Origin of the sequence: Amycolatopsis orientalis (assembly GCF_000943515.2) — a bacterium.
Classification (GTDB): domain Bacteria; phylum Actinomycetota; class Actinomycetes; order Mycobacteriales; family Pseudonocardiaceae; genus Amycolatopsis; species Amycolatopsis orientalis.
On the sequence record NZ_CP016174.1, the window covers coordinates 37,649 to 62,001 of the forward strand.

Annotated in this window: 19 protein-coding genes; 11 read left to right on the forward strand and 8 right to left on the reverse strand. The window is 68.9% G+C overall.

Annotated features, from left to right (window positions below):
* Nucleotides 1-4: 4 nt before the first annotated feature.
* Genes SD37_RS00170 through SD37_RS00190 form a run of 5 tightly spaced genes read right to left on the reverse strand, consistent with a single transcriptional unit; the run spans nucleotide 5 to nucleotide 10,147 of the window.
* Entirely contained in the window at nucleotides 5-451 is a 447-nt protein-coding gene (locus SD37_RS00170) for a hypothetical protein (RefSeq protein WP_044849499.1), read from the reverse strand.
* The gene (locus SD37_RS00175; RefSeq protein WP_052674786.1) at nucleotides 448-7,860 is read right to left on the reverse strand and encodes a WXG100-like domain-containing protein; all 7,413 of its coding nucleotides are present in this window, start codon (nucleotides 7,858-7,860) and stop codon (nucleotides 448-450) included. The genes SD37_RS00170 and SD37_RS00175 overlap by 4 nt, the downstream gene beginning before the upstream one ends.
* Nucleotides 7,861-7,870: 10 nt before the next feature.
* Nucleotides 7,871-8,200: a WXG100 family type VII secretion target gene (locus SD37_RS00180; protein ID WP_037308602.1), complete on the reverse strand. Its 330-nt coding sequence runs from the start codon at nucleotides 8,198-8,200 to the stop codon at nucleotides 7,871-7,873.
* Nucleotides 8,200-8,817 carry a YbaB/EbfC family nucleoid-associated protein gene (locus tag SD37_RS00185; RefSeq protein ID WP_044849498.1) on the reverse strand — a complete coding sequence of 206 codons (618 nt, stop codon included), beginning with the start codon at nucleotides 8,815-8,817 and terminating at the stop codon, nucleotides 8,200-8,202. The genes SD37_RS00180 and SD37_RS00185 overlap by 1 nt, the downstream gene beginning before the upstream one ends.
* A 55-nt stretch (nucleotides 8,818-8,872) precedes the next feature.
* Entirely contained in the window at nucleotides 8,873-10,147 is a 1,275-nt protein-coding gene (locus SD37_RS00190) for an MFS transporter (protein ID WP_044849497.1), read from the reverse strand.
* 209 nt (nucleotides 10,148-10,356) lie between these two features.
* Here SD37_RS00190 and SD37_RS00195 point away from each other — a divergent pair, with 209 nt between their 5' ends.
* Nucleotides 10,357-10,938, forward strand: a complete 582-nt coding sequence (locus tag SD37_RS00195) for a YqgE/AlgH family protein (protein WP_007032276.1) — start codon at nucleotides 10,357-10,359, stop codon at nucleotides 10,936-10,938.
* Between the two features lie 8 nt (nucleotides 10,939-10,946).
* Here the strand turns inward: SD37_RS00195 and SD37_RS00200 are convergent, their stop codons facing one another.
* The gene (locus SD37_RS00200) at nucleotides 10,947-11,378 is read right to left on the reverse strand and encodes an SdpI family protein (RefSeq protein ID WP_037308592.1); all 432 of its coding nucleotides are present in this window, start codon (nucleotides 11,376-11,378) and stop codon (nucleotides 10,947-10,949) included.
* Nucleotides 11,379-11,443: 65 nt separating this feature from the next.
* On the opposite strand from SD37_RS00200, the gene SD37_RS00205 reads away from it, so the two are divergent.
* The 3 genes from SD37_RS00205 (at nucleotide 11,444) to SD37_RS00215 (ending at nucleotide 16,439) form a co-directional block, all read left to right on the forward strand.
* On the forward strand, nucleotides 11,444-12,595 hold the full coding sequence (locus tag SD37_RS00205; protein ID WP_044849496.1) for an esterase-like activity of phytase family protein: 1,152 nt from the start codon (nucleotides 11,444-11,446) through the stop codon (nucleotides 12,593-12,595).
* A 171-nt stretch (nucleotides 12,596-12,766) separates the two neighbouring features.
* Nucleotides 12,767-15,613, forward strand: coding sequence for a leucine--tRNA ligase (leuS, locus tag SD37_RS00210; protein WP_044849495.1), 2,847 nt, complete (start codon nucleotides 12,767-12,769; stop codon nucleotides 15,611-15,613).
* Between the two features lie 88 nt (nucleotides 15,614-15,701).
* Nucleotides 15,702-16,439, forward strand: a complete 738-nt coding sequence (locus tag SD37_RS00215; protein WP_044849749.1) for an SDR family oxidoreductase — start codon at nucleotides 15,702-15,704, stop codon at nucleotides 16,437-16,439.
* Here SD37_RS00215 and SD37_RS00220 read toward each other — a convergent pair.
* Both SD37_RS00220 and SD37_RS00225 read right to left on the reverse strand, forming a co-directional pair.
* Entirely contained in the window at nucleotides 16,436-17,155 is a 720-nt protein-coding gene (locus SD37_RS00220; protein ID WP_044849494.1) for a TetR/AcrR family transcriptional regulator, read from the reverse strand. The genes SD37_RS00215 and SD37_RS00220 overlap by 4 nt on opposite strands.
* A gap of 38 nt (nucleotides 17,156-17,193) precedes the next feature.
* Nucleotides 17,194-17,565 carry a hypothetical protein gene (locus SD37_RS00225; RefSeq protein WP_083254844.1) on the reverse strand — a complete coding sequence of 124 codons (372 nt, stop codon included), beginning with the start codon at nucleotides 17,563-17,565 and terminating at the stop codon, nucleotides 17,194-17,196.
* 190 nt (nucleotides 17,566-17,755) lie between these two features.
* Here SD37_RS00225 and SD37_RS00230 point away from each other — a divergent pair, with 190 nt between their 5' ends.
* From SD37_RS00230 to SD37_RS00260, 7 genes are all read left to right on the forward strand, one after another.
* Nucleotides 17,756-18,301 (forward strand): YbaB/EbfC family nucleoid-associated protein, encoded by a 546-nt coding sequence (locus tag SD37_RS00230; RefSeq protein ID WP_044849492.1) that lies wholly within the window; start codon nucleotides 17,756-17,758, stop codon nucleotides 18,299-18,301.
* A gap of 24 nt (nucleotides 18,302-18,325) precedes the next feature.
* Nucleotides 18,326-18,664: a hypothetical protein gene (locus tag SD37_RS00235; RefSeq protein WP_037308575.1), complete on the forward strand. Its 339-nt coding sequence runs from the start codon at nucleotides 18,326-18,328 to the stop codon at nucleotides 18,662-18,664.
* Nucleotides 18,657-19,670, forward strand: a complete 1,014-nt coding sequence (locus SD37_RS00240; RefSeq protein ID WP_044849491.1) for a hypothetical protein — start codon at nucleotides 18,657-18,659, stop codon at nucleotides 19,668-19,670. Before SD37_RS00235 ends, SD37_RS00240 begins: the two co-directional genes overlap by 8 nt.
* A gap of 41 nt (nucleotides 19,671-19,711) precedes the next feature.
* On the forward strand, nucleotides 19,712-20,839 hold the full coding sequence (locus SD37_RS00245) for a DUF6346 domain-containing protein (RefSeq protein ID WP_145926493.1): 1,128 nt from the start codon (nucleotides 19,712-19,714) through the stop codon (nucleotides 20,837-20,839).
* Nucleotides 20,840-21,166: 327 nt separating this feature from the next.
* Nucleotides 21,167-22,027, forward strand: coding sequence for a ribokinase (locus SD37_RS00250; protein WP_044849489.1), 861 nt, complete (start codon nucleotides 21,167-21,169; stop codon nucleotides 22,025-22,027).
* 67 nt (nucleotides 22,028-22,094) lie between these two features.
* Nucleotides 22,095-23,732 carry a phosphoenolpyruvate--protein phosphotransferase gene (gene ptsP, locus SD37_RS00255; RefSeq protein ID WP_044849488.1) on the forward strand — a complete coding sequence of 546 codons (1,638 nt, stop codon included), beginning with the start codon at nucleotides 22,095-22,097 and terminating at the stop codon, nucleotides 23,730-23,732.
* A 51-nt stretch (nucleotides 23,733-23,783) separates the two neighbouring features.
* On the forward strand, nucleotides 23,784-24,320 hold the full coding sequence (locus tag SD37_RS00260; protein WP_044849748.1) for a cadmium resistance transporter: 537 nt from the start codon (nucleotides 23,784-23,786) through the stop codon (nucleotides 24,318-24,320).
* Nucleotides 24,321-24,353: the final 33 nt, after the last annotated feature.

The window sequence follows — 24,353 nt, forward strand, 5'->3', positions numbered from 1 at the left end:
TGAATCATCGCGCCCGGTTCGGGAAACGTGGTTCCGCCCGGAACGACGGCGGCTCCCCGGCGGCGCGGCGGGCCAGCTCGTCCTCCCACATCTTGAAGGTGCGCTTGCGCAGCGACTGGATCAGCGCCGACTCCTGCGGTTCGACGCGGCGGTTTTCGCGCTTGGCCTGCGCGTACAGGCCGTCGATGGTCTCGTAAAGCGCGAAGATCGGTCCGCCGCCCTTGAGCTCGTACGCGCGGGCGCGCTCGGTCTCCTGGACGAACTTCTCTTCGGACACCTTGCTGATGTCCGAACTCGCCATCGCCCACATGACCTCACGCACGTGCTCCGGCTTTTCGTCGAACTCGCCGGTGCTCAGGTTGAGGAGGAAACCGGTCAGGCCCCCGTCGGGGGTCGGCTCGACGCGGTAGGTCTTTCCGAAGTACGTGTAGAAGGACGGCGTCTGGCTCACGTGTTCTCCTCAGGCGGCAGTCCCTTGCGGAGACCGGCCATGAACTTCTCCCGGACCCGGTCCATCAGCGCCGCTTCGAGCAGTGCCTGTTCCGGGGACAGCCTCTTCTTGTTGTTCTCGTCCAGTGTCCGGTTGTAGGTCGGGAAGTCGCGGCGGACCTCGTACAGGGCGTGTTCGTAGGCCGAGACGGTGTCGATATGCCTCAGGTGCAGCCGGAGTTCGGCCACGTGCCCGTTCGGCAGCCGGACGTTCATCTGCAGATCGCGGTACCCGCTGTCCTGCGGATTCGCGAACCGGTCGTCGAAGCTGACGATGCGGAGATCCGGGTCGTTCATCACCGCGTTCAGCGCGTTGTAGACGTCGGCCAGCGTGTCGAACTGGATCTTCACGCCCACCAGGTCGGTCAGTTTCGACGCGTCTCCGTCGTAGCCCTCGATCTTCGCCTTCGCGCGGTCGTCGTCCTTCGGACCGGGACGGCCCGACGACTCGCCGTTGTTCTCCGCCGCGATCCGGTCGGCGATCGCGTTGAGGTCGCCCTGGTTCCGCGGCCACGCTTCCCGTTCGGCGTCCAGGAATTCCTGGATCTTCGCGGGATCGCCCTTGTCCGCGCGATCGAAGCCGGCGTGGTACTGATCGCCGGGGTCCACGTCGGCGGCGATGTCCGCCGCCGCGTTCGCGAGGTCGCGCTGATCCTGCGTCAGCGGAGTTTCGCCCGGCCCCTCCTGGCGGACCTCGTCGATCATCTCGTAGCCGCGTTCCGCGACGTCGCGCAAGGCGTCTTCGAGGATCGGGATGGCTTCCGGGTGCAACAGCAGGCTGCCGATGGTCATCGGGTTGTTCAGCAGCGAAGCCCGCAGGTACGCGTTGTCCGGATGCTCCATCAGCCGGACGAGTTCCGGATGCGCGGGCAGGTGCTCGCGGATGAAGTCCCGCATCGGCCCGACGTCGTGCTTGACGCCGTTCTCGTCCTCGTGGACGGCCCGCTTCTTGTCCGGGTCCAAGCCGTCCACCGCGGCCGCGACCTCGGGATCGTTCAGGAACCGTTCGCCTTCGGCCCGGTCGCCGTGAGCGGGCTCGTCGTGCGCCATGCCGTAGCCCGCGTCGCGCGGCGGCGTCACGATCGGACGGCCGTCCGGGCCGATCCGCGACGGCTGCACGTCGGGGGTGTCCTCCCTGGCGAACGCGATCCGCGGGTCCACCGGCTGATCCGGCCGCGCGAACGCGATCCGCGGGTCGACCGGCCTGGTCGAAGCGGCTTCCGTCTGCGTGGTGTGCCCATCGGCGTGGTGCGCGCCCGGGGTTTCCGGGACGCCGACGTGCATCAGCTTCACGCTGAGCGCCGGATGCGGCAGGTTCATCAGCGCACCCGACTGCGGGTCGATGAACGCGACGCCGTCCCGGGTGTTCGCCACCATGGCGACGTGGCCGCGCTCGACGCCGTTCTCGTCGAGGTACTTCACCGCGACGACCGCGTGGTGATCGGTCGGCATGCCCCGCATCTCGCGGATGACGGTGTCGTAGTCGGCCCTGTCGGAGAACTGGCCGCCGAAGCGTTCCTCGACGTGCTCCAGCGTGCCGCGGCTGTCCATCTCGTGCACGAGCAGCGGATCGGCGGTCGAATCGATGCCGTGCAGCTGGTCCCAGTACGCGCCCGGCGTGCGGGTGCAGTTGGACCGGAAGCCGTTCGCCAGCGCGTCGGGGTCGTCGAAGTGCGGGTTGACCTCGCCGAGCCTCGGATGCCGGTCGGCGAGGTAGGCGGCCTGCTGCGCGGGGCTCGCCGAACCGGCGTGGATCGCCGGCTCGCTCGGCGGGTTCGTCGCCACCGCCATCGACGAGTAGTCCCGCTCGGGGACCGGCAGTTCCATCGTGTCGTCGGTGGCGGAGTGGTCCTGAGCGGGCTGTTCGCCGTACTCCGGGCCCTTGTCGGCGTCCGCGACCCCGTGCTGGGCCGGGTTCTCGGTGGTGATGGGCGGGGTCTGCGGCTCGTCGAAGCCGCCGAGGCGCGCCATCGACCGTTCTTGCGCGAGGCGCGCCAGTTCGGGCGCCTCCGCGGCGTGCCGGGCCCGCCGCTCCGCCAGCCGCTGCTCAGCGGTCTCGGCGTCGAGGGCGCGAGGGTCGGGGTGGACGACCTCTTCGGCGTGGATGACCCACTTCGGCCGGTCGACCTCCGGCGGAGTCTTGAACTCCTTGCTGTGGATGTAGAGCTGGGTCTTCGGCTTGTTGATCGCTTCGTTCTCGCCCGGGTTCTCGGCGAGTGACGAAACGTCCTTGCCCGTCTTCGAGATGATGTGGATCTCGACGTCTTCGCCGAACTTCGACTTCGTGTCCGACGACGTCTTGATGGTGGAGCTGGTCATCGTCGGCTCGGGGACGGTCTGGCCGACCTCGTAATGCGCGGCGATCATCCCGGCGGCCCGCATGTCGCCCTTGGTGTCGACGCCGCGGATGGCCTCGCCGCGGAAGTCCGGCAGCTCGTTCAGCGCGCCGACGATCGCCCGGGTGCTGCGCTGGGCGTTTTCGAAATCGGGATGCGCCTCGCCCAGGCGATTCGCTTCGTTGATCGCGTAGGCGTGCTCGCGCGAGTACGAGTAGATCGCTTCCGCGGCCTCGGGCGAGACGCGGTCCTTCAGCGGGCTGGCTTCGAGCCGCCTGAGTGCCTTTTCCCGGGCCTGCTCGGCGAGTTCGGCGTTGTCGTAGCGGTCCCGGAGGCTCTTGTGATCCTCGGGCGAGCCCCGGAAATCGGGGTCGCTCGCGTAGCTCTCGTCCAGCCGCGCAGGTGCCTCTTCGGTGCCCTTGAGCCGCTCGGAGATGTCGAGTTCGGTCTTGGGCGCCTGCTGGTCGTCCGGCCGGTCCACCGGCGGCGGCTCGTCGTCGCCGCGCAGCCGGTCGGCCGTCGACCGAGGCGGTGTCTCGGCGGGGGTCTCCGGCTGTGCCTCGGTGTGGGACTCGGTGTGCGCCCGCTGAGGTGCTTCCGGCGCTTCGGGCGGGTGAGCGTGCGGAGCGTCGCCGCCGCCCAGCGGCATCGCCTTGATCGACGTCGGGTTGTCCGGCAGCGTCGCGAGCCGCCCGGTCATCGGGTCGGCGAAGACCACGCCGTGCGGCGTGTTCACCGCGGCGACGATCCGGGTCTCGATCCGGTCCTTGGACCGCGGCGAGCCTTCCGGCGCGTTCGGGTCACCGGCGGCGTGATGCTCGAACGCCACCGCCGTCCGCGCGCCGACCGGGCGTTCGCCCAGGTCGCGGGCGACGTCGGCGAAACCGTTCCGATCAGACCACTGCCCGCCGAGCTGGTCGCTGACGTGCTGCAGCGGCGAACCGCCGGTCGACGGCCCGGCGACGGCGTCGCCCCCGGTCATCCGGTTTTCGAACGCGACCAGCGATTCGGCCGAGTTGGTCTGGAAGCCGTCCTTCCACGATTCGGGCGCGTAGTAGTTGCGGGTGTTGACCTCGCCGACCGCCGGAAGCTCGTCCATGAGCAGCCGGACCTGCTGGTGCGGGGTGTCGGTGGAACCGGCGTGGATGACCGGCGTCCCGCCCTCGTCGAGCGGCTTCGCCAGCTCGGACCAGCCGCCGTCGGGAACGTGTTCCCTCGGCTTCGGGACGTCGTGGACCGGGGCGTCGGAGGCGTCGATCCAGCCGCCCTTGCCGTCGGCGATCTTGGTCTCGAGGCCGGCGAAACCCTGGTTGTTGAACAGTTCGGGGTGATCGCGGCGCAGCTGGGCGTCGCGGTCGGCCTCTTCCTTGGCCAGCCGCTCCTGCTCGGCGTTGTTGTACTCGCGACGCTCCGCGACCTTCTCCTGGACCTGCTCCGGCGTCAGGTGGCCGTCGTCACCGGGGACGACCTCTTCGCATTCGACGATCCACTTCGGCAGGTCGTTGACCGAGCCGTCGTCCAGCCGCGCCTTGTAGTCGGGGTGCTCGGGATGCCCCGGGCCCATCTTGATTTCGGTGACGCGCAGCTGCGTCGCCGACTTCATCAGGACTTCGCGCTCTTCCTTCTTGGAAGCGAGATCCTCGATGTGGCGTCCGGTCTTCGACTGGATGCGCATCTCGACTTCGCCGGGGAAGGTGCTGTGCGGATGGTCCGGGGTGACCCGCGACGTGCTCAGCATCTGCGGGTCGACGATGACCTTGCCCTCGGCGTGCGCGGCCAGGAAGCCCTGGATGGCGCTTTCGTTGCCGTGGAAGTTCACCCGCCGCGAGACGACACCCTCGTAGACGGGCATCTCGTTGAGGCCGGAGGTGATCGCCTCGATATGCGGGCGGAGCGCCTCCAGCTCGGGCCCACCGTGACGCTGGGCGTGGGTGATCCTCTCGGCCATGTCGGTACGCGTGTAGCTGTGCACCGCGTACGCGCCCTGATCCGACATCGCCTTGACGCGCGGGTCTTCGTGGGCGTCGCGTTTGGCGAGACCTTCGCGGCGGACCTGTTCGCTCCGCGCTTCCCCGGTGTTCTCGTCGAAGCCGCGTTTGTCGATCTGCGTTTCGGCGAGCGCGCGGTAGGCCGCGGGATCGTCCGTGTGGAAGTCCGGGTCGGTCAGGTACGGCTCGTCGATCGAGGAAGTGCTGTCGCCGGCCGTCTTGTCCTCGGGCGTGCCGTCCGTGGGCGACTCGGTGTCGTGCGGGGCGCCGGTGTCGGCGTCCTTGTCCTTGGGCAGGTCGGCACCGTCGTCGAGGTTGCCGCGGTAGGCGGGTGCTTCCTCGTGGTGGGGCGCGCGCTCCTGCGGTGGGGCCTGTTCGGGGGCGCGCTCCACCGGCCGGACGGGTTCGGGCCGTTGCTGCGGGCGTTGCTGTTGCTGCGTGCGGTCCTGCGGGCCCGCGTTTCCGTCCTGACCCGGGCGCGGTGCCGGGACCTGCGGCGGACGTTGCGGCTGCTGGCCACCGAACCGCGGCGGCTCGCCGCCCGGCGGCATCGGACGTTGCCCGGGGTGCTGTCCCGGGTGCTGCCCGGGACGCTGCCCCGGCTGGTGACCGGGCTGGTGACCGGGCGGGGGCGGCGGCACGGGACCACGGTTGCCGGGGAACGGGCCGTTGCCCGGCTGCGGGGGTCGCGGCGGAGGCGGCGGGTAGCCGGCGGGACCGCGGTTGCCGGGATGCTGCCCCGGCGGAGGTGTCTGCGGACGCGGCGGGACACCGCCGTGCGGACCGGGAGCCGGTCCCGGCCTGCCCTGATACCCGTGCGGCGGCTGCTGCGGCCGAGGCGGCTGCTGGCCGTGAAGCCCCTGCGGACCCGGGGGCGGCGGCGGTTGCTGAGGACGTTGCTGCGGCCGTTCCTGCGGCCCGCGGTCCGGACGGCGATCCTGCGGATGTCCGCCCGGCGGCGGGGGCGGCGGCTGCGGTCCGGTGGGACGCGGACCCATCGGCCCCTGCTGTCCGCGAGGGGGCATGGGGCCATTGCCACCACCGGGAGGCGGCGGCGGAGGCGGAGGGGCGAAACCGCCGGGAGGCGGCTGCATGGGCTGGCCCTGGAAGGGCGCCTGTCCGGGCGGCTGGTCGAACCGCGGCTGCTGCGGCCCGCCGCCACCGGCGAATCCGGCGGCCTGGACGCCGTCGTGCGGCCGGTTCGCGCGGGCCGGATCGTGGCCACCGGGCGGGAAACCGCCGGGCGCGGGTCCGTTGCCTGGAGGGTTACCTCCGGGCGCCATGCCGTAACCGCCCGACGAGCCGGGCGTACTCGAACCCGAGCCGGACGCCATGCCGTAACCGCCGGAGGACGAACCACCTGAGCCGGTCGGCGAACCCGACGACGCCGGTCCGGCGCTGGAAGAAGGCGCACCGGTCGAAGCGGGAGCCCCGCTCGACGCCGGTGAGCCGGTCGACGCCGGTGAACCGGTCGAAGTGGGTGTGCCGGACGAAGCGCTCGAAGGCGCTCCACCCGACTGCGCGGCACTCGCGGCCGGACTCGAAGCCGGTCCCTGAGCGGAACTCGCGGCAGGAGACTGTGCCGGGGTCTGGGCGGGAGTCTGGGCCGCCGCGGGTGCCTGCTGCTGGTTGGCCACGGCGGCCTGCTGCTGCCCGGAACCGGTGTTGTTGTCGGCCGCCGCCGGAGCGTGCTGGGTCTGCGCGGGCGGAGCCGCGCGCTCGCCGGTGTTCGCCGGGGCGTCCGCCGGTCGTTCCGGGGCCTGCGTCGAAGACTGGCTGACCCGGTCCGCGTCCGGGGAACTGTCCGCCGTGCGCTGAGGACCGCTTTCGGAACCCGGCGCGCGCTGCGAAGACTGGCTCCCGCCGTCCGAACGTGCCTGCGGCTCCGGCGAAGAACCGCCACCAGAGGACGAATCGCGGCTGGCAGACGAGTCGCTGTCCGAAGTGGACCGAGACGAAGAATCGCCATTAGAGGACGAATCGCGATTCGACGAACTATCCGGAGTACGCGAAGGCGTCCCGGAATCCCCATCCCCCGTATCGATGTCCGGTGTCGAAGGACCGTTGCCCGCGCCACCGGGGGTGTTCGCGGCGCGGATGTCGCCGATCTGGCTCTTCGCCCCGTCGACACCGCCGCCGACGGCCCCGCCGGACGCGCCCATCAGGACGTCCTTGGCCGAAAGCTTGTCCAGGTCACCCGTGACGGCGGCCTGTCCGACGGTGCTGGCGACACCTTCCGCCGCGCCCCGCACGGCACCCCGCGCGGCGCTGTCGACGATCTGGCCGCCCACGCTGTCGGAAAGTCCCTTGGTGGCGCCCTTGCCGATACTGCTGCTGCCCGCGCCGACGACACCGTCGACGGCGCCGCTGATCGCGGAATCCTTGGTCTTGCTGAAATCCCAGCTGTCGCGGTCGCCCTTGGCCATCTGCAGGCCCTGGATGCCCGCGTCCATGGCGAGGTTCATCGCCGTGTTCTGCAGGACCTCCTTGCCGATCTTCTTCAGGCCCTCCTTGAGAAGTTTCTCCAGGAGTTCCTTCGCGACCTTCTTGAAGCCTTCCTGCGCGAGCTTCTGCATCAGCTGCCGGAAGATCATCTGGACGGTCATGCGGGTGGCGATCTGCGCCGGCGCGATCCCGGCCGTCGAACCACCGAACGTCACCGCGGCGGCCGCGATCATCGCGACGATCTGCGCGGCCAGGATCACCAGCGAGATGATGATCATGTACTTCGTGTACTCGACGTCCAGCGCGGTCGCGTTGCACGAGTCGCCGAGCGCCTTCGAGGAATCGGCCAGCGACTTGAAGTACGCGTCGTCGCCCTCGACGAACTTCTTCCACGCCTCGGCGAACTTCTCCGCACCCTCACCGGTCCAGCCGCCGAGGACCTCGGTGGCGCCCTTGGTCGCGGTGTCGGCGATCGGCTGGATGGCCTTCGAGGCGTTGTGCCAGGCGTCGCGCAGTTCGCGGAGTTTGTCCTCGTCGCCTTCGGGCCAGCTTTCCCCGACCACGATCGGCAAGAGCCACTTGACCGCGTCGGGCATCTCCATACCCACGGCGCTAGACCTTCTTGTCCAACGTCGTCTTGATCTCTTCCTCGGCGTTCGTGAACGCGGTCATCGACCGTTCGACGTTGTGCTGCATCCCCCGCAGGGCTTCGACGATATTCGCGAATCCTTCGGACGAGCCCTGCGCGCCCGGCTCGTAGTCCTTCGCGAACTCCTTGCCGGCGTCGTCGTTGCCCCAGCACTGGCCGAGCGAGGTGATCGCGGCCATCAGTTCCTTGCCGGCGTCGTCCAGCTGATCCGCGGCGAGCCCCAGTTTGGCCGCGGCCGTCTTGACCGCGTCCGGATCCGCGGTGAATCCGGCTCCGCCCCCACCGTTCGGCATCAGACTCCCCTGGTCAGCCAGCTCGAAGGCGGCTCTTCCTCGTCATCGTCCCGCGTTGGACGCACGCGCTTCGGAATCGGTTTCGGCGTCGGCGGCGCGGGCGGGGCGGCCGGAGGCGGCGGGGCGTCGTCCTTGCGCAGCAGCGGGTCCTCGAAGTCGTCGTCGGACTTCGTCGGCGCGGGCGGCTGCTCCTCTTCGGCGAGGAAGTCCGGGATCGCCGGCATCAGCCCCTGCAGCGACGGCGCGCCTTCGATGAGGTCCGAGAGGTCCGGCAGCCCTTCGGTGATCGGCGCCATCAGATCGGCGACCTGCTGCTTGACCTGCAGCGATCCCTGGCGCACCAGGGTCAGCACGGTGTTGGCCAGCTGCGCGGGACTGGTGCGCTCGAAGGCGTTCGGCTGGATCTCCAGTTTGGCGAGGGTGCCGGTCGCGTCGATGGTGGCGCGGACGAGACCGTCCTGCGAGACCACCGTCGCGGACATCTGCGAAGCGGCTTCCTGCGCTTCCCGGAGCTGGGCCGTCTGGCGCTCGAAATTTTCGAGCAACGTGTCGACCTGATCCTTCATGGCGGCATTGCGCGCTTCGAGGCGCGCGCTGTCGTCGCCTGCCGTCGTCACTTCAGCCCCCGGAAGTACTTGAGCCCGGGCATACGCCACCCGGTGCCGGTAAGCGTCACCCTAATGCCAACGGAGTAGCCGTATCGCTTCTTCTCCGTTTTCGTACCGCGAGAAGGTAGCCGACGGCGCCGACCAGGTAGAACGCGGTCGCCGTGAGCAGCAGGCCAGGTGAGCGGCCGTCGTCGGGGACCACCGTCGCGGCCAGGGAGACCGCGGTGACCTGAGTGATGTTGAAAAGGGTGTCGTAGAGCGAGAAGACCCGCCCTCGCGCCTCGTCGGCGACGTCGAGCTGGACCGACGAATCGACACAGAGTTTCAGCACCTGTCCGGCGCCGGTCACCAGGAACGCCGCGAGCAACGCCGTCGGGACCAGCATCGGCAGCCCCAGCCCGGCTTGCGCGGCAGCCGCCAGCACCAGCGCCCCCACCACGACCCGGACCCGGCCGAACCGGCGGATCAGCCGGGCCGTCAGCAGCCCGGCGACCAGGATCCCCGCCCCGCCGAACCCCGCCATCTGCCCGAGTCCCGTCATCCCGCCGCCGGCGAAGTGGCCGCGCATCAGCAGCACGGTCACCAGCAGCGAGATCCCGAACGACGCGCGATGCGCGAACAGCGCGATGAACCCCGCCGTGACGCTGGGAGTGCGCCAAGCGGCCTTCGCGCCGTCGGACAGGCCCCGGGCGACCGCGAGGACCGGGTTCGACGGCTCGTCGACCGTCGACGGTCCGAGCAGCCCGCGCGCGAATCCCGAGGCGATGATCGCGGCGCCGAGCCCGCCCAGTGCCGCGACGGCGGTGACCCACGCGGATCCCGCGTCGTCGGCGCCGGTCAGTGCCCGGAGCCCGATCGCGCAGCCGGCGCCGACGACCGCCAGCACCGAACCCCACGTCGCCGCGAAGGCGTTCGCGGCGAGTACGGACTTCTCCTCGACGACATGCGGCAGCGACGCGGACAGGCCCGAGCCGATGAACCGGGAGATCCCTTCGGACACCAGTGCCAGGGAGAACAGCCCGAAACCGGCCGCTCCGGTGCCCACGGCGACGGCGGTGGCGAGGATCGTGAACGACCGGAGCAGGTTCGCGAAGAGCAGCACCTTCCGGCGGTCCCAGCGGTCGAGCAGGGCACCCGCGAACGGTCCGACGATCGAATACGGCAGCAGCAGCGCCGCGAACCCGCCAGCCATGGCGAGCGCGTCGGCGGCGCGTTCGGGGTTGAAGAGCACGGCACCGGTCAACCCGGCCTGGTACATCCCGTTGCCCCAGTGCGCCGAGAACCGCGTGAACAGCAGACGGCGGAAGTCGCGCTCGCGGACGAACGCCCTTGTTGTCACGGCGGAAGCCTAAAGAAGGAGGTCGGTGCGCTCAAAGGTCGCCTCTCGGCGGCTATGCGCAGTGTGGCTCCAGCCGGACGGTATTCCACAAAGGCGGTTCTTCAGTGAGCCCGGGGGACACGGAAAGCGCACCGACCCGGTGTGTCCAACGATGCTCGTGATGCTGTTGTTCCCTGGCCGGACGATTTGTCCCCACTCGAAGTGGGATCATGGCGGACGTGCCAGCGGACGCCGAGGTCGAACCGGGAACGCTCCTGGTCGCCGCCCCCACGATGTTCGATCCCAATTTCCGGCGGACCGTCGTGTTCGTCATCGATCACCGGGACGAGGGAACGCTCGGCGTCGTGCTCAACCGGCCGAGTGACGTTCCGGTGTACGACGTGCTCCCCAACTGGGGCGGGCATGTCGCCGAACCGCAGTCGGTGTTCGTCGGCGGGCCGGTGGAGAAGAAGACCGCCCTGTGCCTCGCCGCGCTGCGGACCGGCGAGACGGCCTCCAGCGTGCCCGGCGTGATCGCCGTCCGCGGCCCGGTCGCCCTGGTCGACCTCGACACCGATCCCGAGATCCTGGTCCCGAAGGTCCGCGGCGTGCGGGTCTTCGCCGGGTACGCGGGCTGGGACTCGGGCCAGCTGGCGAACGAGATCGAACGCGACGACTGGGTGATCGTCCCGGCGCTGCCCAGCGACGTCCTCGCCTCGCCGCACCACGATCTGTGGGGCCAGGTGCTGCGCCGTCAGGGCATTCCGCTGGCGCTGCTGGCCACCCATCCGGGAGATCTGCAGCGCAACTAGGCGGTGTTCTAGGCGGTGGCTGTGTCGGCCTTCTTGAAGACGCCGCAGGTCCCGCAGGCGCAGCCACTGCATCCGGCGGGCGCTTCCGGTGCGGCGGGCTCGGGCGCCGGAACGGCCGCGGCCGCGCGGTTGCCGAGCACTCCCCCGGCGGCGACCAGCGCGATCATCCCGACCACCCCGAGGACCGAGGCCAGCACGAGCCCGGACGTCGTCGGCATGACCAGCGCGGCGGCGCCCGCGAGCACGGCGACCACGCCGCCGGCCAGCGTCGGGAGCCCGGCGACCTTGTTGCCGAGACGGAAGGCGTCTTCACCGCGCATCGTGGCGGCGGTGCGCACGCCGGCGCCGCGGTCACGCGGCAGCTTCTCGCGCAGACCGAGGAAGCCACCCCAGCCGACGAGGACACCCAGCACGATCGGGACCAGCGCTATGACGAACACTCCACGAGGATAAGCGTGACGTCCCGGCAACCTGCCGGATACCCTGATCGACTGTGCTACAGGCCATGTCACGCCGAGTTCTAGCAGCCGCCCTGATCGGGGCCATTCCCTTCACTCTGATGACGGCCCCCGCCGCTCAGGCCGACCACCGTCCGTTGCGGTTGCTCGGTGAACAGACCGTCCCGAACGCGCTGCTCTACCAGGGCACCGTCGTCGGCGGCCTGTCCAGCATCGACTACGACCCCCGCACCGGCGAGTACGCGCTGATCTGCGACGACCGGTCGGCGATCAACCCGGCCCGGTTCTACACCGCGAAGTTCTCGCTGGACGCGAAGGGACTCGGGCCGGTCACCTTCACCGGCACCAAGCCGCTCCTCCGGCCGGACGGCACGACGTACCCGCCGCTCGCGAAGAACGACCCGGCGCAGCCGCCGAACATGCAGACGATCGACCCCGAAGAACTCCGCGTCGATCCCTGGACCGGCCACTATCTGTGGTCGCAGGAGGGCGAGCGCTCCGCCGCCGCCCTGATCGACCCGTCGATCCGCGAGGCGAAGCGCGACGGCTCCTACGTCCGCGACCTGCCGATTCCCGACAACGAGAAGATGACCGCGACCGCCGGGCCGCGGCAGAACCTCGTCCTCGAAGGCCTCACTTTCGCCGGTTTCGGCTCCCTCGTCGCCAGCTCGGTCGAGGGGCCGCTCCGGCAGGACGGCCCCGAGCCGACCACCACGTCAGGTGCCCTTTCGCGCATCACTCTGCAGTCGCGTTTCGGCCCGGTGCTCGCGCAGTACGCGTACCCGCAGGACAAGGTCTTCGCGTCGCCGAACCCGCCTGGCGCGTTCGCGACCACCGGCGTCTCGTCGCTGCTGGCCGTCGACCAGGCCGACCCGACGCGCTACCTCGTCATGGAGCGCGCCTTCGTCACCGGTGTCGGCAACAAGATCCGGATCTACGAGATCGACACCAAGGGCGCCACGAACATCGCGGAAACGCCGTCGCTGACCGATGCCAAGAAGGTCAAACCGGTCAAGAAGCGCCTCCTCGCCGACCTCTCCGACTTCAAGTTGTCCACTGTGGACAACGTCGAGGGGATGACCTGGGGCCCGCGCCTGCCCGGCGGCGAGCGCAGCCTGGTGCTCGTCAGCGACAACAACTTCTCGGCGACGCAAGTGACCCAGTTCATCGCTCTGGCGGTCCCCTCGGAACGGCTTTGACCAGCGCGTTAAACTGGACTACATGAACACGGCTCGGCTGCTCCTTAGCCTGCCGCGCTGATCTTGGCCGAACGGCCGGGACCAGCGCGGCGACCCCTCATGCCCTCCGGGCTGAGGGGTCGAGTTGTTTCTGGAGTGGCTTGACGTGGATGAGCACGGAGGATTTCGGCGATGAACCAGGCGAGCGAAGGCGCCGACTCGGCCCCTCAGCACCGCTATACCGCGGAGCTGGCGGGCCAGATCGAGCAGCGTTGGCAGGACTACTGGTCCGACCACGGCACCTACCACGCCCCGAACCCGGTCGGCCCGCTCGCGGACGGGAGCGGAGAGGTCCCGTCGGACAAGCTGTTCGTCCAGGACATGTTCCCGTACCCCTCGGGCGCCGGACTGCACGTCGGGCACCCGCTGGGCTTCATCGCGACGGACGTCTTCGCGCGGTACCACCGCATGATCGGCCGCAACGTGCTGCACACGATGGGCTTCGACGCGTTCGGCCTGCCTGCCGAGCAGTACGCGGTCCAGACAGGGCAGCACCCGCGCAAGACGACCGAAGAGAACATGCAGACCTACCTGCGCCAGATCCGGCGGCTGGGCCTGGGGCATGACGAGCGTCGCCGGATCTCGACGATCGACCCGGACTACTACAAGTGGACGCAGTGGATCTTCCTGCAGATCTTCAACTCCTGGTACGACGAGAAGGCCGGTAAGGCCCGTCCGATCGTCGACCTGGAGACCGAGTACGCGCAGGACAAACGCCGTACGCCGGACGGCCGCAACTGGTGCGAGCTGACTCGCGCCGAACAGCTGGAGATCATCGACTCGCATCGCCTGGTCTACATCTCCGAGGCGCCGGTGAACTGGTGCCCGGGGCTGGGCACGGTGCTGTCCAACGAAGAGGTCACCGCCGACGGCCGCAGCGAACGCGGCAATTTCCCGGTGTTCCGGCGCAGTCTGCGGCAGTGGATGATGCGCATCACCGCCTACGCCGACCGGCTGGTCGACGACCTGGACCTGCTGGACTGGCCGGAGAAGGTCAAGTCCATGCAGCGCAACTGGATCGGCCGCTCGCACGGCGCGCGCGTGTCGTTCGCTTCCGGTGAGCGGAAGATCGAGGTCTTCACCACCCGCCCGGACACCCTGTTCGGCGCCACGTATCTGGTGGTCGCGCCCGAGCATCCGCTGGTCGACGAGCTGACCGCCGCCACGTGGCCGGAAGGCGTCGACGCCCGCTGGACCGGCGAGGCCGCCACCCCGGCCGAGGCCATCGCCGCCTACCGGACCGCCGCGTCGCGGAAGTCCGAATTGGACCGTCAGGAGAACAAGGAGAAGACCGGCGTCTTCACCGGCTCCTACGCGGTGAATCCGGCCGACGGCAAGGAAATCCCGATCTTCGTCGCCGACTACGTCCTGATGGGCTACGGCACCGGCGCGATCATGGCGGTGCCCGGTCAGGACACCCGCGACTGGGAATTCGCCGAGAAATTCGGCCTGGAGATCATCCGCACCGTCCAGCCGACGGAAGGTTTCGACGGCAAGGCGTTCACCGGCGACGGGCCCGCGATCAATTCGGGCTTCCTGGACGGCATGGGCGTCGACGAGGCCAAGAAGACGATGATCGGCTGGCTGGAGGAGCACGGCCACGGCCGGGGCACCGTCCAGTACAAGCTGCGCGACTGGCTGTTCTCGCGCCAGCGCTACTGGGGCGAACCGTTCCCGGTGGTCTACGACGAGGACGGCCAGGTCCACGCGCTGCCCGACAGCATGCTGCCGGTCGAACTGCCCGAGGTCGCCGACTATTCGCCGGTGACCTTCGATCCGGAGGACAAGGACAGCACGCCGTCCTCGCCGCTGGCCCGCGCCACCGACTGGGTCGAGGTCGAACTGGACCTGGGCGACGGCAAGAAGACCTACCGCCGCGACATCAACACGATGCCGAACTGGGCGGGCTCCTGCTGGTACCAGCTGCGGTACCTGGACCCGACCAATCCGGACGCGTTCGTCGCGCCGGAGAACGAGGAGTACTGGGTCGGCCCGCGTCCCGCCGAGCACGGAGTCGACGACCCGGGCGGCACGGACCTGTACGTCGGCGGTGTCGAGCATGCAGTTCTGCACCTGCTGTACTCGCGGTTCTGGCACAAGGTGCTGTTCGACCTGGGCCACGTGTCGTCCAAGGAGCCGTACCGGAAGCTGTTCAACCAGGGCTACGTCCAGGCTTACGCCTACACCGACTCCCGCGGCGTCTACGTCCAGGCCGACCAGGTCGAGGAACGCGACGGCAAGTTCTTCTTCGGGGACGAAGAGGTCAAGCAGGAATACGGCAAGATGGGCAAGAGCCTGAAGAATGTCGTCACGCCTGACCAGATGGCCGCCGACTACGGTGCCGACACCTTCCGCTTCTACGAGATGTCGATGGGCCCGCTGGACGTCTCGCGGCCGTGGGCGACCAAGGACGTCGTCGGCGCGCAGCGCTTCCTGCAGCGGCTGTGGCGACTGGTCGTCAACGAGGAGACCGGCGAGCTGCGGGTGTCCACTGTGGACGCCACGGACGCCGATCGCAAGCAGCTGCACAAGGCGATCGCCGGGGTCCGCGAGGATTACGCGGAACTGCGGTTCAACACCGCCGGCGCGAAGCTGATCGAGCTGAACAACTACGTCACCAAGACGTACGGTTCGGCCGAGGCGACGCCGCGTGAACTGGTGGAGCCGCTGGTGCTGATGCTGGCGCCGCTGGCCCCGCATCTGACCGAGGAGCTGTGGAAGCGCCTGGGCCACGCGGATTCCCTGGTACATGGGCCGTTCCCGGTCGTCGACGAGAAGTACCTGGTCGAGGACACCGTGGAGTACCCGATCCAGGTCAACGGCAAGGTGCGTTCGCGCGTCACCGTGGCCGCCGACGCCGGCAAGGACGCCGTGCAGGCGGCCGCGCTGGCCGACGAAAAGGTCGCCGCCCTGGTCGGTGACGGCACGCCGCGCAAGGTGATCGTCGTTCCGGGACGGCTGGTCAACATCGTCCTGTAGCGCCGTGGCTGAAAGACGCCAGCGTCGAGGGTCATGAGGCGATTCGATGGAGTTGTTCAAGGACAACGAAATCGAAGGAGAACACCGCATGACCCTCGACGGCAAGGTGGCCCTGGTGACCGGCGGCAGCCGCGGGATCGGTGCCGCCACGGCGCTCCGGCTCGCCGAGGACGGCGCCGACGTCGCGCTCACCTATCAGAACAACGCCGAACTCGCGGCGGGCGTCGTGGACGAGATCAAGGCGCTCGGCCGCCGAGCGCTGGCGATCCAGGCCGACGCCGCCGACGCCGCGGCCGTGGCGGCCGCGGTCGAGACGACGGTCGCCGAATTCGGCAGGCTCGACGTGCTGGTCAACAACGCGGGCGTCGGTTTCGTCGGCCCGCTCGACCAGACGAGCCTGGAGGACATCGACCGCGTGCTGGCGGTCAACGTCCGCGGTGTCTACGTGGCCACGCAGGCCGCGGCCCGGCACCTCGGTGACGGCGGGCGCGTGATCACCATCGGCAGCTGCGTTTCGGACCGCGTGCCGGGGCCCGGGATGTCGCTGTACGCGGTGAGCAAGACCGCGCTGCTGGGCCTGACCAAGGGCCTCGCCAGGGAACTCGGCCCGCGCGGGATCACCGTGAACATGGTCCACCCCGGCCCGACCGACACCGACATGAACCCGGCCGACGGCCCGTACGCCGCCGACCAGCGGAGCCTGACGGTGTTCGACCGCTACGGCTCGCCGTCGGAGGTCGCGGCCACCGTGTCGTTCCTGGCCCGGCCGGAAAGCAAGTACGTGACCGCGACGACCGTTTCGGTCGACGGCGGGCACGCGGCCTAGTCGATCGACAGGCCGATCTCGCGCGCCAGATCGGCCAGCATCGCGTCGAAGAGGACGTCCGGTTTCGAGAACGGGATCGGATAATTGCCGAAGACCTCGAGCGTGACGTGCCCGTAGAGCCGGGCCCAGAACTGGATCATCAGGTACGTCACGCCGAGGTCGAGCTTCTCCAGCGGGAACGTCGCGCCGGACTCCTCCAGCACGGCCAGCAATTCCGCCTGGAACGCCGTGAGATCGTCGCGCAGCTCGACGGGGACCACGTCACTCGACGGCGTCACCAGGTCGTGCATCGCGAGCACTCGGCCCGCCGCCGCGAGGAAGATCCGCCCGAACGGCTCGTCCAGCCTGCTCGACGTGTCCTCACCCGACGGTGAGGCGAAGACCAGCGTGAACTCCTTGGTGTGCGTGAGCGCCCAACGCCGGAAACCCTTGCAGATGGCGAAAAGCTGAAGCGCGCCCTCGGTGGGCAGCTGCGCGATGTCCTCGGCGAGTTCGGCCGCGAGATCCGCGACGACGTCCGCGCGGAGATGCTCGACCAGATCGTCACGTGAGCCGTAATAGCGGTACAACGCCGGTGCGGTGATGCCGAGCTCGCGTGCGATCGCCCGCAGGGTCACGGCCTCCGGGCCCTGCTCGACCAGAAGCGCCCGCGCTGTCCGGCGGATGTCCTGATCGGTCGCAGCCCGCTCGCGGCCCCTGCGGCTGGGGTTGCTCATCCGGGCATTCTAGGTGGTCAATGCGGCATTACCGGGGATCAACCCAGCAGGCGAGCCTGAAGTCTGGTGAGCGGCCGGAGCGCCAGGAAGATCGGAACGGCCATTCCCAGCGCGACGAAGAAGTGCACGATCCAGGCCCCCGCCAGCGTCGGCCCGCCCCACGTGCCCTCCGGGTCGCTCCCCGACCAGAAGAGACCGTAGGTCGCGATGCGCCCGACGAGATAGAAAAGCAGCAAAGCGAGAAGGAACGTGACCACACTCGGACCGAAGGCCGCCACGAACCGCGGCCGCGTCCCGCCGTCATGCCCGATCCAGCGCCGCGCGAGTCCGCGCTGCACTTTCGCGCCCCCGAGGTAACCCGGAAGCGCGAGAAGCGCGTAGATCGCGCGTTTCCAGTCCTGAATCGTCATGCTCAGCACGCTATGGCCCGCTGACCTGCGTGAATACCGGGCTGCCCGCCGAGTCCGGTAGGGAAAACCGGGGTCCGCTGTGGTGATCCACACGACCGGGATGCGGATGCGCGCGAAACGTTCCCCGATGTCAGACGCGTATGCCACACTCGGTCGCCGAACGGCTACGACGTGAACAGGGGAGGTTCGCGTGTCGAACCCTGAGCAGCTCTTCGCTGATTTCGAGGCCAAGCTGGCCGACGCGCAGCGGAAGGCGAATCAGATGCGCACCGAGATCGAAAGCGTCTCGGTGTCCGAACGCAGCAAGGACGGCCAGATCTCGGTCAAGGTCAACCACGCGGGGAACCTCGTGGGCCTGGAGATCGGTCCTTCGGTGCGCGACAACCCCGCGCTCGCGCAGGAGATCCTCCGCGTCGTCCAAAGCGCCCAGAGCAAACTGGCCGCCGCGATGCAGACCGGCGTCCCGTCCATCGCGGGCACCGAGACGATGAACGAGCTGGTCAACCAGCTGCACAACGAATACCCGGAACCCGAGCCGACCGGTTTCGTCGAAGGCGGCCACCGGGAGCCGGACGAGGACGACCGCTTCGTCGCCGAAGACGAACTCGACACGCCTCCTCCGCCTGCCCCCAAGCCGCCCGCACCCCCGGCTCCTCCCGCGCCGCCGCGTGCCGCGCGTCGGCAGCAGACGGACCACGAGGACGACTACTTCACCGGCGGCGACTTCCTGCGCTGAGCGGGTTCTTGAGGGAGGGAAAGCATGGGGCAGCCGCAGGCAGGTCAGGGTTTCGACGTCAACCCGGACCAGATCGACGAACACGCCAAACAAGTGGAGCAGACGCACGAGCATTTGCGGACCGCGCTCGACGCGGACAGAGATCGTGTGGACATGTTGGCCTTCGGACTGATCGGCAACATGTGCGGGATGCCGTTGATCTGCAACAACCTTTCGGAGAACGTGCGCGAGGCTCTGCAGTCCGCGATCTCGGCAGGCGAGCACCACGTCGCCGCGGTGCGGAAGTGGGCCGAGGTACGCCGGGTGACCGACCAGGACGCGGTGGATCTTCTGAAGCGGGCAGAGCAGGTGGAACGTGGCTGAGAACGACGTCCTCGAGAGCGCCAAGAACGAAACGGACGCCGAGAAGTACAAGGTGGACAACGCGCTGGAAGGCGCGGGCGCGATCCAGGATCTGGCGGGCGGTGTCGAAAAGCTCGCGAACGGTGATTGGACGGAGGGACTCCTCAGCCTGGCGGGAGCGGTCCCGGATATCGTCGATGTGATCAAGAACCCGCTGGAAACCCTGATGAGCTGGGGTTTCGGTTGGATCATCGAGCACGTCGACTTCTTGAAGGAACCTTTGAACTGGGTTTCCGGCGACCAGGACGCACTTGATCTCGAGGTGCAGAAATGGCTGGAGGTCGGCAAGTACGTCAAGACGACGGCCGAAGAGTTGACCGATGAGGTGCAAAAGAACTGCATGGATTGGTCGGGCGCCGGAGCCGACGCGTACCGCGCCTATGTGCAAAAGCAGCTCAACGGGTACCGGGAAATCGTACGGCTTGCCGAGCGCGCCGGGAACATCATCAACATCTGCAAGACAGTGCTCTCAGTGGTGCGAACAATTATTCGCGACCTGATCACCGACACCCTGGCGAAGATCGTCATGATCATCGCCAGGTATCCGCCGCCTGCCTACCCTGCCGCTTTGGCGGCGGAGGGCGTTCCCTTCGCGATCGAAAAAAGCACCGAAGCCATGACATGGGCCGAGAAGCTGATGCGCGTCCTCATGCGCGCGAAGTCCATGTTGATGGACTTCTACAAGAACGTCGGCGACCTCCTCAAGAAGGGCGACGTGTTCGAAGGCGCGGGCATGGGCGCTTTCTGGGAGGTGGCGAAAGAAGCGGGGAAGACGGCCGTCAAAGAGGTGGTCAAGAGCGCGTCGGAGGACAAGGCGCGCGACCGGCGAGAGACCACCATCGACGCCACTGGTGAACCGAAGCCGCCAGAGAAGGCGAACGGAGCAGTCGGCTCCAGGCGCACTGCCGAGCCGGAGCCGATTTTCGAGCAACCTGGCACGCAACGGATATCCGGGTCGATCCAGTGAGTAACGGCCTTCTGATAACCGGGTACGAAGCAGTTCCCACTGTGACGCGCAGATCCCCGTGGAAGGTGGCCGGCGTCGCCGTAGGTGTGCTCGTCTACGCGCTGATCTGCTGGACCCTGATCGGCCGCGGGATGGTGTCCCACGGTGAAGAGGAAACGGGCGGGTCGGCCGATATGGCGACGGTGAAGACTTGCGAGGAGATAGGGCCGCTGAGCATCGCCGGGATCGGCTACTACTGGGTTTGCGACATCGAGGTTCGCCCGTATTCATCCCGGTCCAGTGAGAAAGTGGTGGCGGCACGGTCGTTCCCTGACGAGCTGACACCGGCCGATATCGGTAAGTCGGTCCGCGTCAAAGAACTCGGAAGGTACTACGCCCGGGATTTCAAGAGCGACCTTCCGTGGTGGAGCGTCGTACCTCCGGTCGTCGGGGTCGTGGGGTTGGGCCTGTTCGCCCACTGGCGACGGAACAAGCGTTTCCGGAAACCTGTCGATGAGCAGCCTGCGGCGACCCCACTTTCGCTCTCGTCAGTTCGTCCGCTGGGTGGCGTGGCGGCTCCTGAGGGCCTTCCTGTGACGGCCTCGAGGACGGTCACGCCCAACGATTGGTCGTCCGCCAAGTTCTGGCGCATTTGCGGGTTGCTCTTCGTTGTCGCCGTCATTTCCGGGATCGTGGGCTTCACCGCGGGACGCGGAACGGAACTCCGCGAAGCGACTCTCACGATCGCGGCGATCGGAGTCCTCTCTCCCGCCTGGCTGTGGTTCTGCACGCCAGCGCGATGGAAAAAGGCGAACTGGTGCACCACGTTCACTGTGTCGGTCGAAGGAATCCGCTGGTTCCGTCGCGACAAGGCGACCTTCGAGGTCGGCTGGGAAGACCTCCGCGAGCTTCGCTTGACCACCGTCACCGATGGCAGACGCACCTTGCGGATGATCGACTTCTTCCCCTTCGACGAGGATTTCGCGAAGCGTCATCGAACACTGAAAGGGCTCTGGGAAATCGGGGCGAACCTCGACGGGCGTCCGCTGCCGCCGGTAGTGAACGGCTACCGGATTCCTGAGGCGTTCAGTGACGCCGCGTTCGCCGAGATCCGGGCCGCGATGACGATGATCCGGCCGGACCGGCTGAGCGAGTACCGGGGAATCCCGCAGAACGCGGTTGCGTCCTGAGTGCGGCTCCCGCCAGAACAAAGCCGGGGCGCCGCCGGCGCCGATCACTCGGGGGGCTACGTGATCGACGCCGGCGACCCGATGCCCTGATCTCGGCCATCGCCGGGATCGGGGCAACGTCACCGCGTGAACGCGGCAACGCATCTGAAGAGCGGGGGTTGTCGCCGAAGTGACGTCCGAGGGAGGGTTATCCCCCGAAAGAGTGACGGCGTTCCGCTGCTCGCCTGATTGTCGCACCAGGCGCCGGGAAAGTTACAAAGTTCTTCACATCTACGTCAACGGACGGGACATGACCGGACAACAGCTGGTCATGGGATGGTTTCCTCCATGACTTCTCAGGTACTGGTCATCGGTTCCGCCAACGCCGATCTTGTCGTCCCGGTCGACCGGCGACCGGGGGGTGGCGAAACCGTACTCGGTGGCGACACGATCTTGTCGCCGGGTGGCAAAGGCGCCAATACGGCGGTCGCCGCGGCCCGGCTCGGGGCCGATGTCGCGTTGCTCGGCGCGGTCGGCGACGACCCGTACGGCGAGCTGCTCAAGCGGTCGCTGGCCGAGTCCGGTGTCGACACGACGCCGTTGCGCACCAGCGAGCGTCCAACCGGGATCGCGTACATCACGGTCACGCCCGACGGCGAGAACTCGATCCTCGTCTCGCCCGGCGCCAACTCCGCTTTGCGGCCCGAGGACGTCGATCTCGACGGTGCCGAGATCGTCGTGCTGTCGTTGGAGATTCCCCTCGAAACCGTCGAGCACGCGGTGGCGAAGGCGGCCGAGGCCGGGGTCCGGACGCTGCTGAACCTGTCGCCGGCGGCCGAGCTTTCCGCGAAGACGCTCCAGAATCTCGACGTCCTGCTGGTCAACGAGCACGAGGCCGCCTTCCTTCTCGGCGGTGAGGCCGATTTCCCGAAGTTGCTCGACCTCGGGCCGAAGGCCGCTGTCGTGACGCTCGGGGCGAAGGGGGCGGCGGTGGTGACCGCGGATGGCGTGCTCGAGGTGTCCTCGCCGAAGGTCGAGGCCGTCGACACGACGGGGGCCGGGGACGCCTTCGCCGGTGCGCTCGCCACGTCGCTCGCGAAGGGCGAGGAGCTGGCCGACGCGGCGCGCCGGGCGGTGAAGGTCGCGGCGATCACCGTGACCCGCCAGGGCGCGCAGCCTTCCTACCCGACGGCGTCCGAACTGGAATGATGTCTTCTTCTGTGTTGTGCTGGTGGTATGAGCCAGGTCACGCCCTCCATGAGATATGGTCTAGACCATGCCGTCTGAGTCACTGACCGGGGTCGCCGTCAGTCCCGGCCGCGCGAGCGGTCCCGTCGTCCGAGTCGCCGAACCCCTCGGCGAACCCGCGAGCACGCCGGCACCGGCCGATCCCGCCGCCGAGGCCGCCCGGATCGACCCGGCGGCCCAGATCGTGGCGGCCCGGCTCGAGAAGCTGGCCGAGACCGCGACCGGCGAGGCCGCGACGATTCTCATCACCACCGCGGCCATGGCGGCCGACCCGGCTCTCGTCTCCTCGGCGGAGGCGCTGGTCAAGACCGAGAACCTGCCCGCGCCGCGTGCGGTGCACCAGGCGGCGGAGAAATTCGCCGACGCGCTCGCGGCCGCCGGTGGCTACATGGCCGAGCGGGCCCGTGACGTGCGCGATGTGCGGGACAGGCTGGTCGCCGAACTGCTCGGGATCGCGCCTCCGGGTGTCCCCGACCTGGAGTCGCCGAGCGTCCTCGTGGCGCGGGACCTCGCTCCCGCCGACACCGCCGGCCTCGACCCCGACAAGGTGCTCGCGCTCGTCACCGAAGAGGGCGGCCCCACCAGCCACACCGCGATCCTCGCTCGCGCGCTCGGCATTCCCGCCGTGGTCGCCGTGCGCGGGATCCTCGCTCTCGACGCGCAAGCGCTTGCGGTGGACGGTGACACCGGCGTGGTCACACTCGCGGATCCGAACGCCGCCGTCGTCACGGCCGCCAAGACCGGCGCGATCGACTGGGACGGCACCGGCGCCACCGCCGACGGCCACCGCGTGAAGGTGCTCGGCAACGTCGGTTCCGCCACCGACGCCCAGGCCGCGGCCGAAGCGGGGGCCGAAGGCGTCGGCCTCTTCCGCACCGAGTTCTGCTACCTCGACGCCTCCGCCGAACCGACCGTCGAAGAGCAGCGCAAGGCCTACACCGCCGTGCTCTCGCCGTTCCGCGGCAAGCCGGTCATCGTTCGGACCCTCGACGCCGGTGCCGACAAGCCCCTCGCCTTCCTGGAGCCCGAGGTCGAGCCCAACCCGGCTCTCGGCGTACGCGGGCTTCGCGTCGCGTTCGACCGGCCCGAGATCCTCGACCGCCAGCTCGAAGCCATCGCGGGGGCCGCACAGGACTCCGGCGCCGAGGTTTCGGTGATGGCGCCGATGGTCGCCACCGTCGCCGAGGCCGCCTGGTTCGCCGAGCGCGTCCGGGCCGCCGGAATCGCCCGCGCGGGCGTGATGATCGAGATCCCGGCCGCCGCGTTGACCGCCCGCGAGATCCTCGACGCGGTCGACTTCGTCTCCGTCGGCACCAACGACCTCGCGCAGTACATTTTCGCCGCCGATCGTCAGCTCGGCGCCGTCGCCAAGCTCAACGATCCCTGGCAGCCCGGCCTGCTGCGCCTGCTCAAGGTCATCGGCCAGGCCGCCAAGGACACCGGCAAACCCGCGGGTGTCTGCGGTGAGGCCGCCGCCGATCCGCGGCTCGCGCTGGTACTGGCCGGGCTCGGCCTGACCAGCCTGTCGATGAACGCGCCCGCCGTCCGCGCGGTCGGCGCGAGCCTGGCGGCCACGACGCTGGCCGAATGCGAAGCGCTCGCCGAGGCGGTCCTGGCCACGGCGGATCCGGTCGAGGCCAGGGCGGCCGCGGCCGGGAAGCGATAGCAAAGGTCCCTTGCTCCCGCCGTGCTGAACTCGGTCGGCCAGGCCGCGGGCATGTTCGCGGTCACCAACGTCGACGACCTCGTGCTGCTCGCGCTCTTCTTCGGCCGCGCCGCCGGACGCGGAGGCGCGGCGAGGGTGGTGGCCGGGCAGTACCTCGGGTTCGCCGGGATCCTCGCCGTTTCGCTCGCCGGGGCGTTCGGTGCCGGTCTGCTGCCGGACGCCGTCCTCCCCTGGCTCGGGGTGGTGCCGCTGCTGCTCGGTCTCCGCGCTGCGTGGCGCGTCTGGCGTGAACGCGGCACGGACGACGAAGAGCGCGAGGTCGGTCCCGGCGTCCTCGCCGTGGCGGGGGTGACCTTCGCCAACGGCGGCGACAACATCGGCGTCTACGTTCCCGTGTTCGCCAACACCGGCACCGGCGAGCTGATCGTGTACGCCGCCGTGTTCCTCGCACTCGTGGCGGTCTGGTGCGCGGCGGGCCGGTATTTCGCCGGTCGTCCCGTGATCGCCCGGGCCCTGGCGCGCTGGGGTCACCTGCTCCTGCCGGTCGTCCTCGTCGGCATCGGCGTGCTGATCCTCACCGGGGTCTGAAAAAGATCCCGGGGGGCATGTCGAAATCCGGTC

What these genes read in the sequence shown, in the direction of transcription:
- SD37_RS00175 (WP_052674786.1), bottom strand. Translation starts at nt 7,860, where the DNA reads ATGGAGATGCCCGACGCGGTCAAGTGGCTCTTGCCGATCGTGGTCGGG.
- SD37_RS00180 (WP_037308602.1), bottom strand. Translation starts at nt 8,200, where the DNA reads ATGCCGAACGGTGGGGGCGGAGCCGGATTCACCGCGGATCCGGACGCG.
- SD37_RS00195 (WP_007032276.1), top strand. Translation starts at nt 10,357, where the DNA reads ATGGCGGACGTGCCAGCGGACGCCGAGGTCGAACCGGGAACGCTCCTG.
- SD37_RS00205 (WP_044849496.1), top strand. Translation starts at nt 11,444, where the DNA reads ATGTCACGCCGAGTTCTAGCAGCCGCCCTGATCGGGGCCATTCCCTTC.
- leuS (WP_044849495.1), top strand. Translation starts at nt 12,767, where the DNA reads ATGAACCAGGCGAGCGAAGGCGCCGACTCGGCCCCTCAGCACCGCTAT.
- SD37_RS00215 (WP_044849749.1), top strand. Translation starts at nt 15,702, where the DNA reads ATGACCCTCGACGGCAAGGTGGCCCTGGTGACCGGCGGCAGCCGCGGG.
- SD37_RS00220 (WP_044849494.1), bottom strand. Translation starts at nt 17,155, where the DNA reads ATGAGCAACCCCAGCCGCAGGGGCCGCGAGCGGGCTGCGACCGATCAG.
- SD37_RS00225 (WP_083254844.1), bottom strand. Translation starts at nt 17,565, where the DNA reads ATGACGATTCAGGACTGGAAACGCGCGATCTACGCGCTTCTCGCGCTT.
- SD37_RS00235 (WP_037308575.1), top strand. Translation starts at nt 18,326, where the DNA reads ATGGGGCAGCCGCAGGCAGGTCAGGGTTTCGACGTCAACCCGGACCAG.
- SD37_RS00250 (WP_044849489.1), top strand. Translation starts at nt 21,167, where the DNA reads ATGACTTCTCAGGTACTGGTCATCGGTTCCGCCAACGCCGATCTTGTC.
- ptsP (WP_044849488.1), top strand. Translation starts at nt 22,095, where the DNA reads ATGCCGTCTGAGTCACTGACCGGGGTCGCCGTCAGTCCCGGCCGCGCG.
- SD37_RS00260 (WP_044849748.1), top strand. Translation starts at nt 23,784, where the DNA reads ATGTTCGCGGTCACCAACGTCGACGACCTCGTGCTGCTCGCGCTCTTC.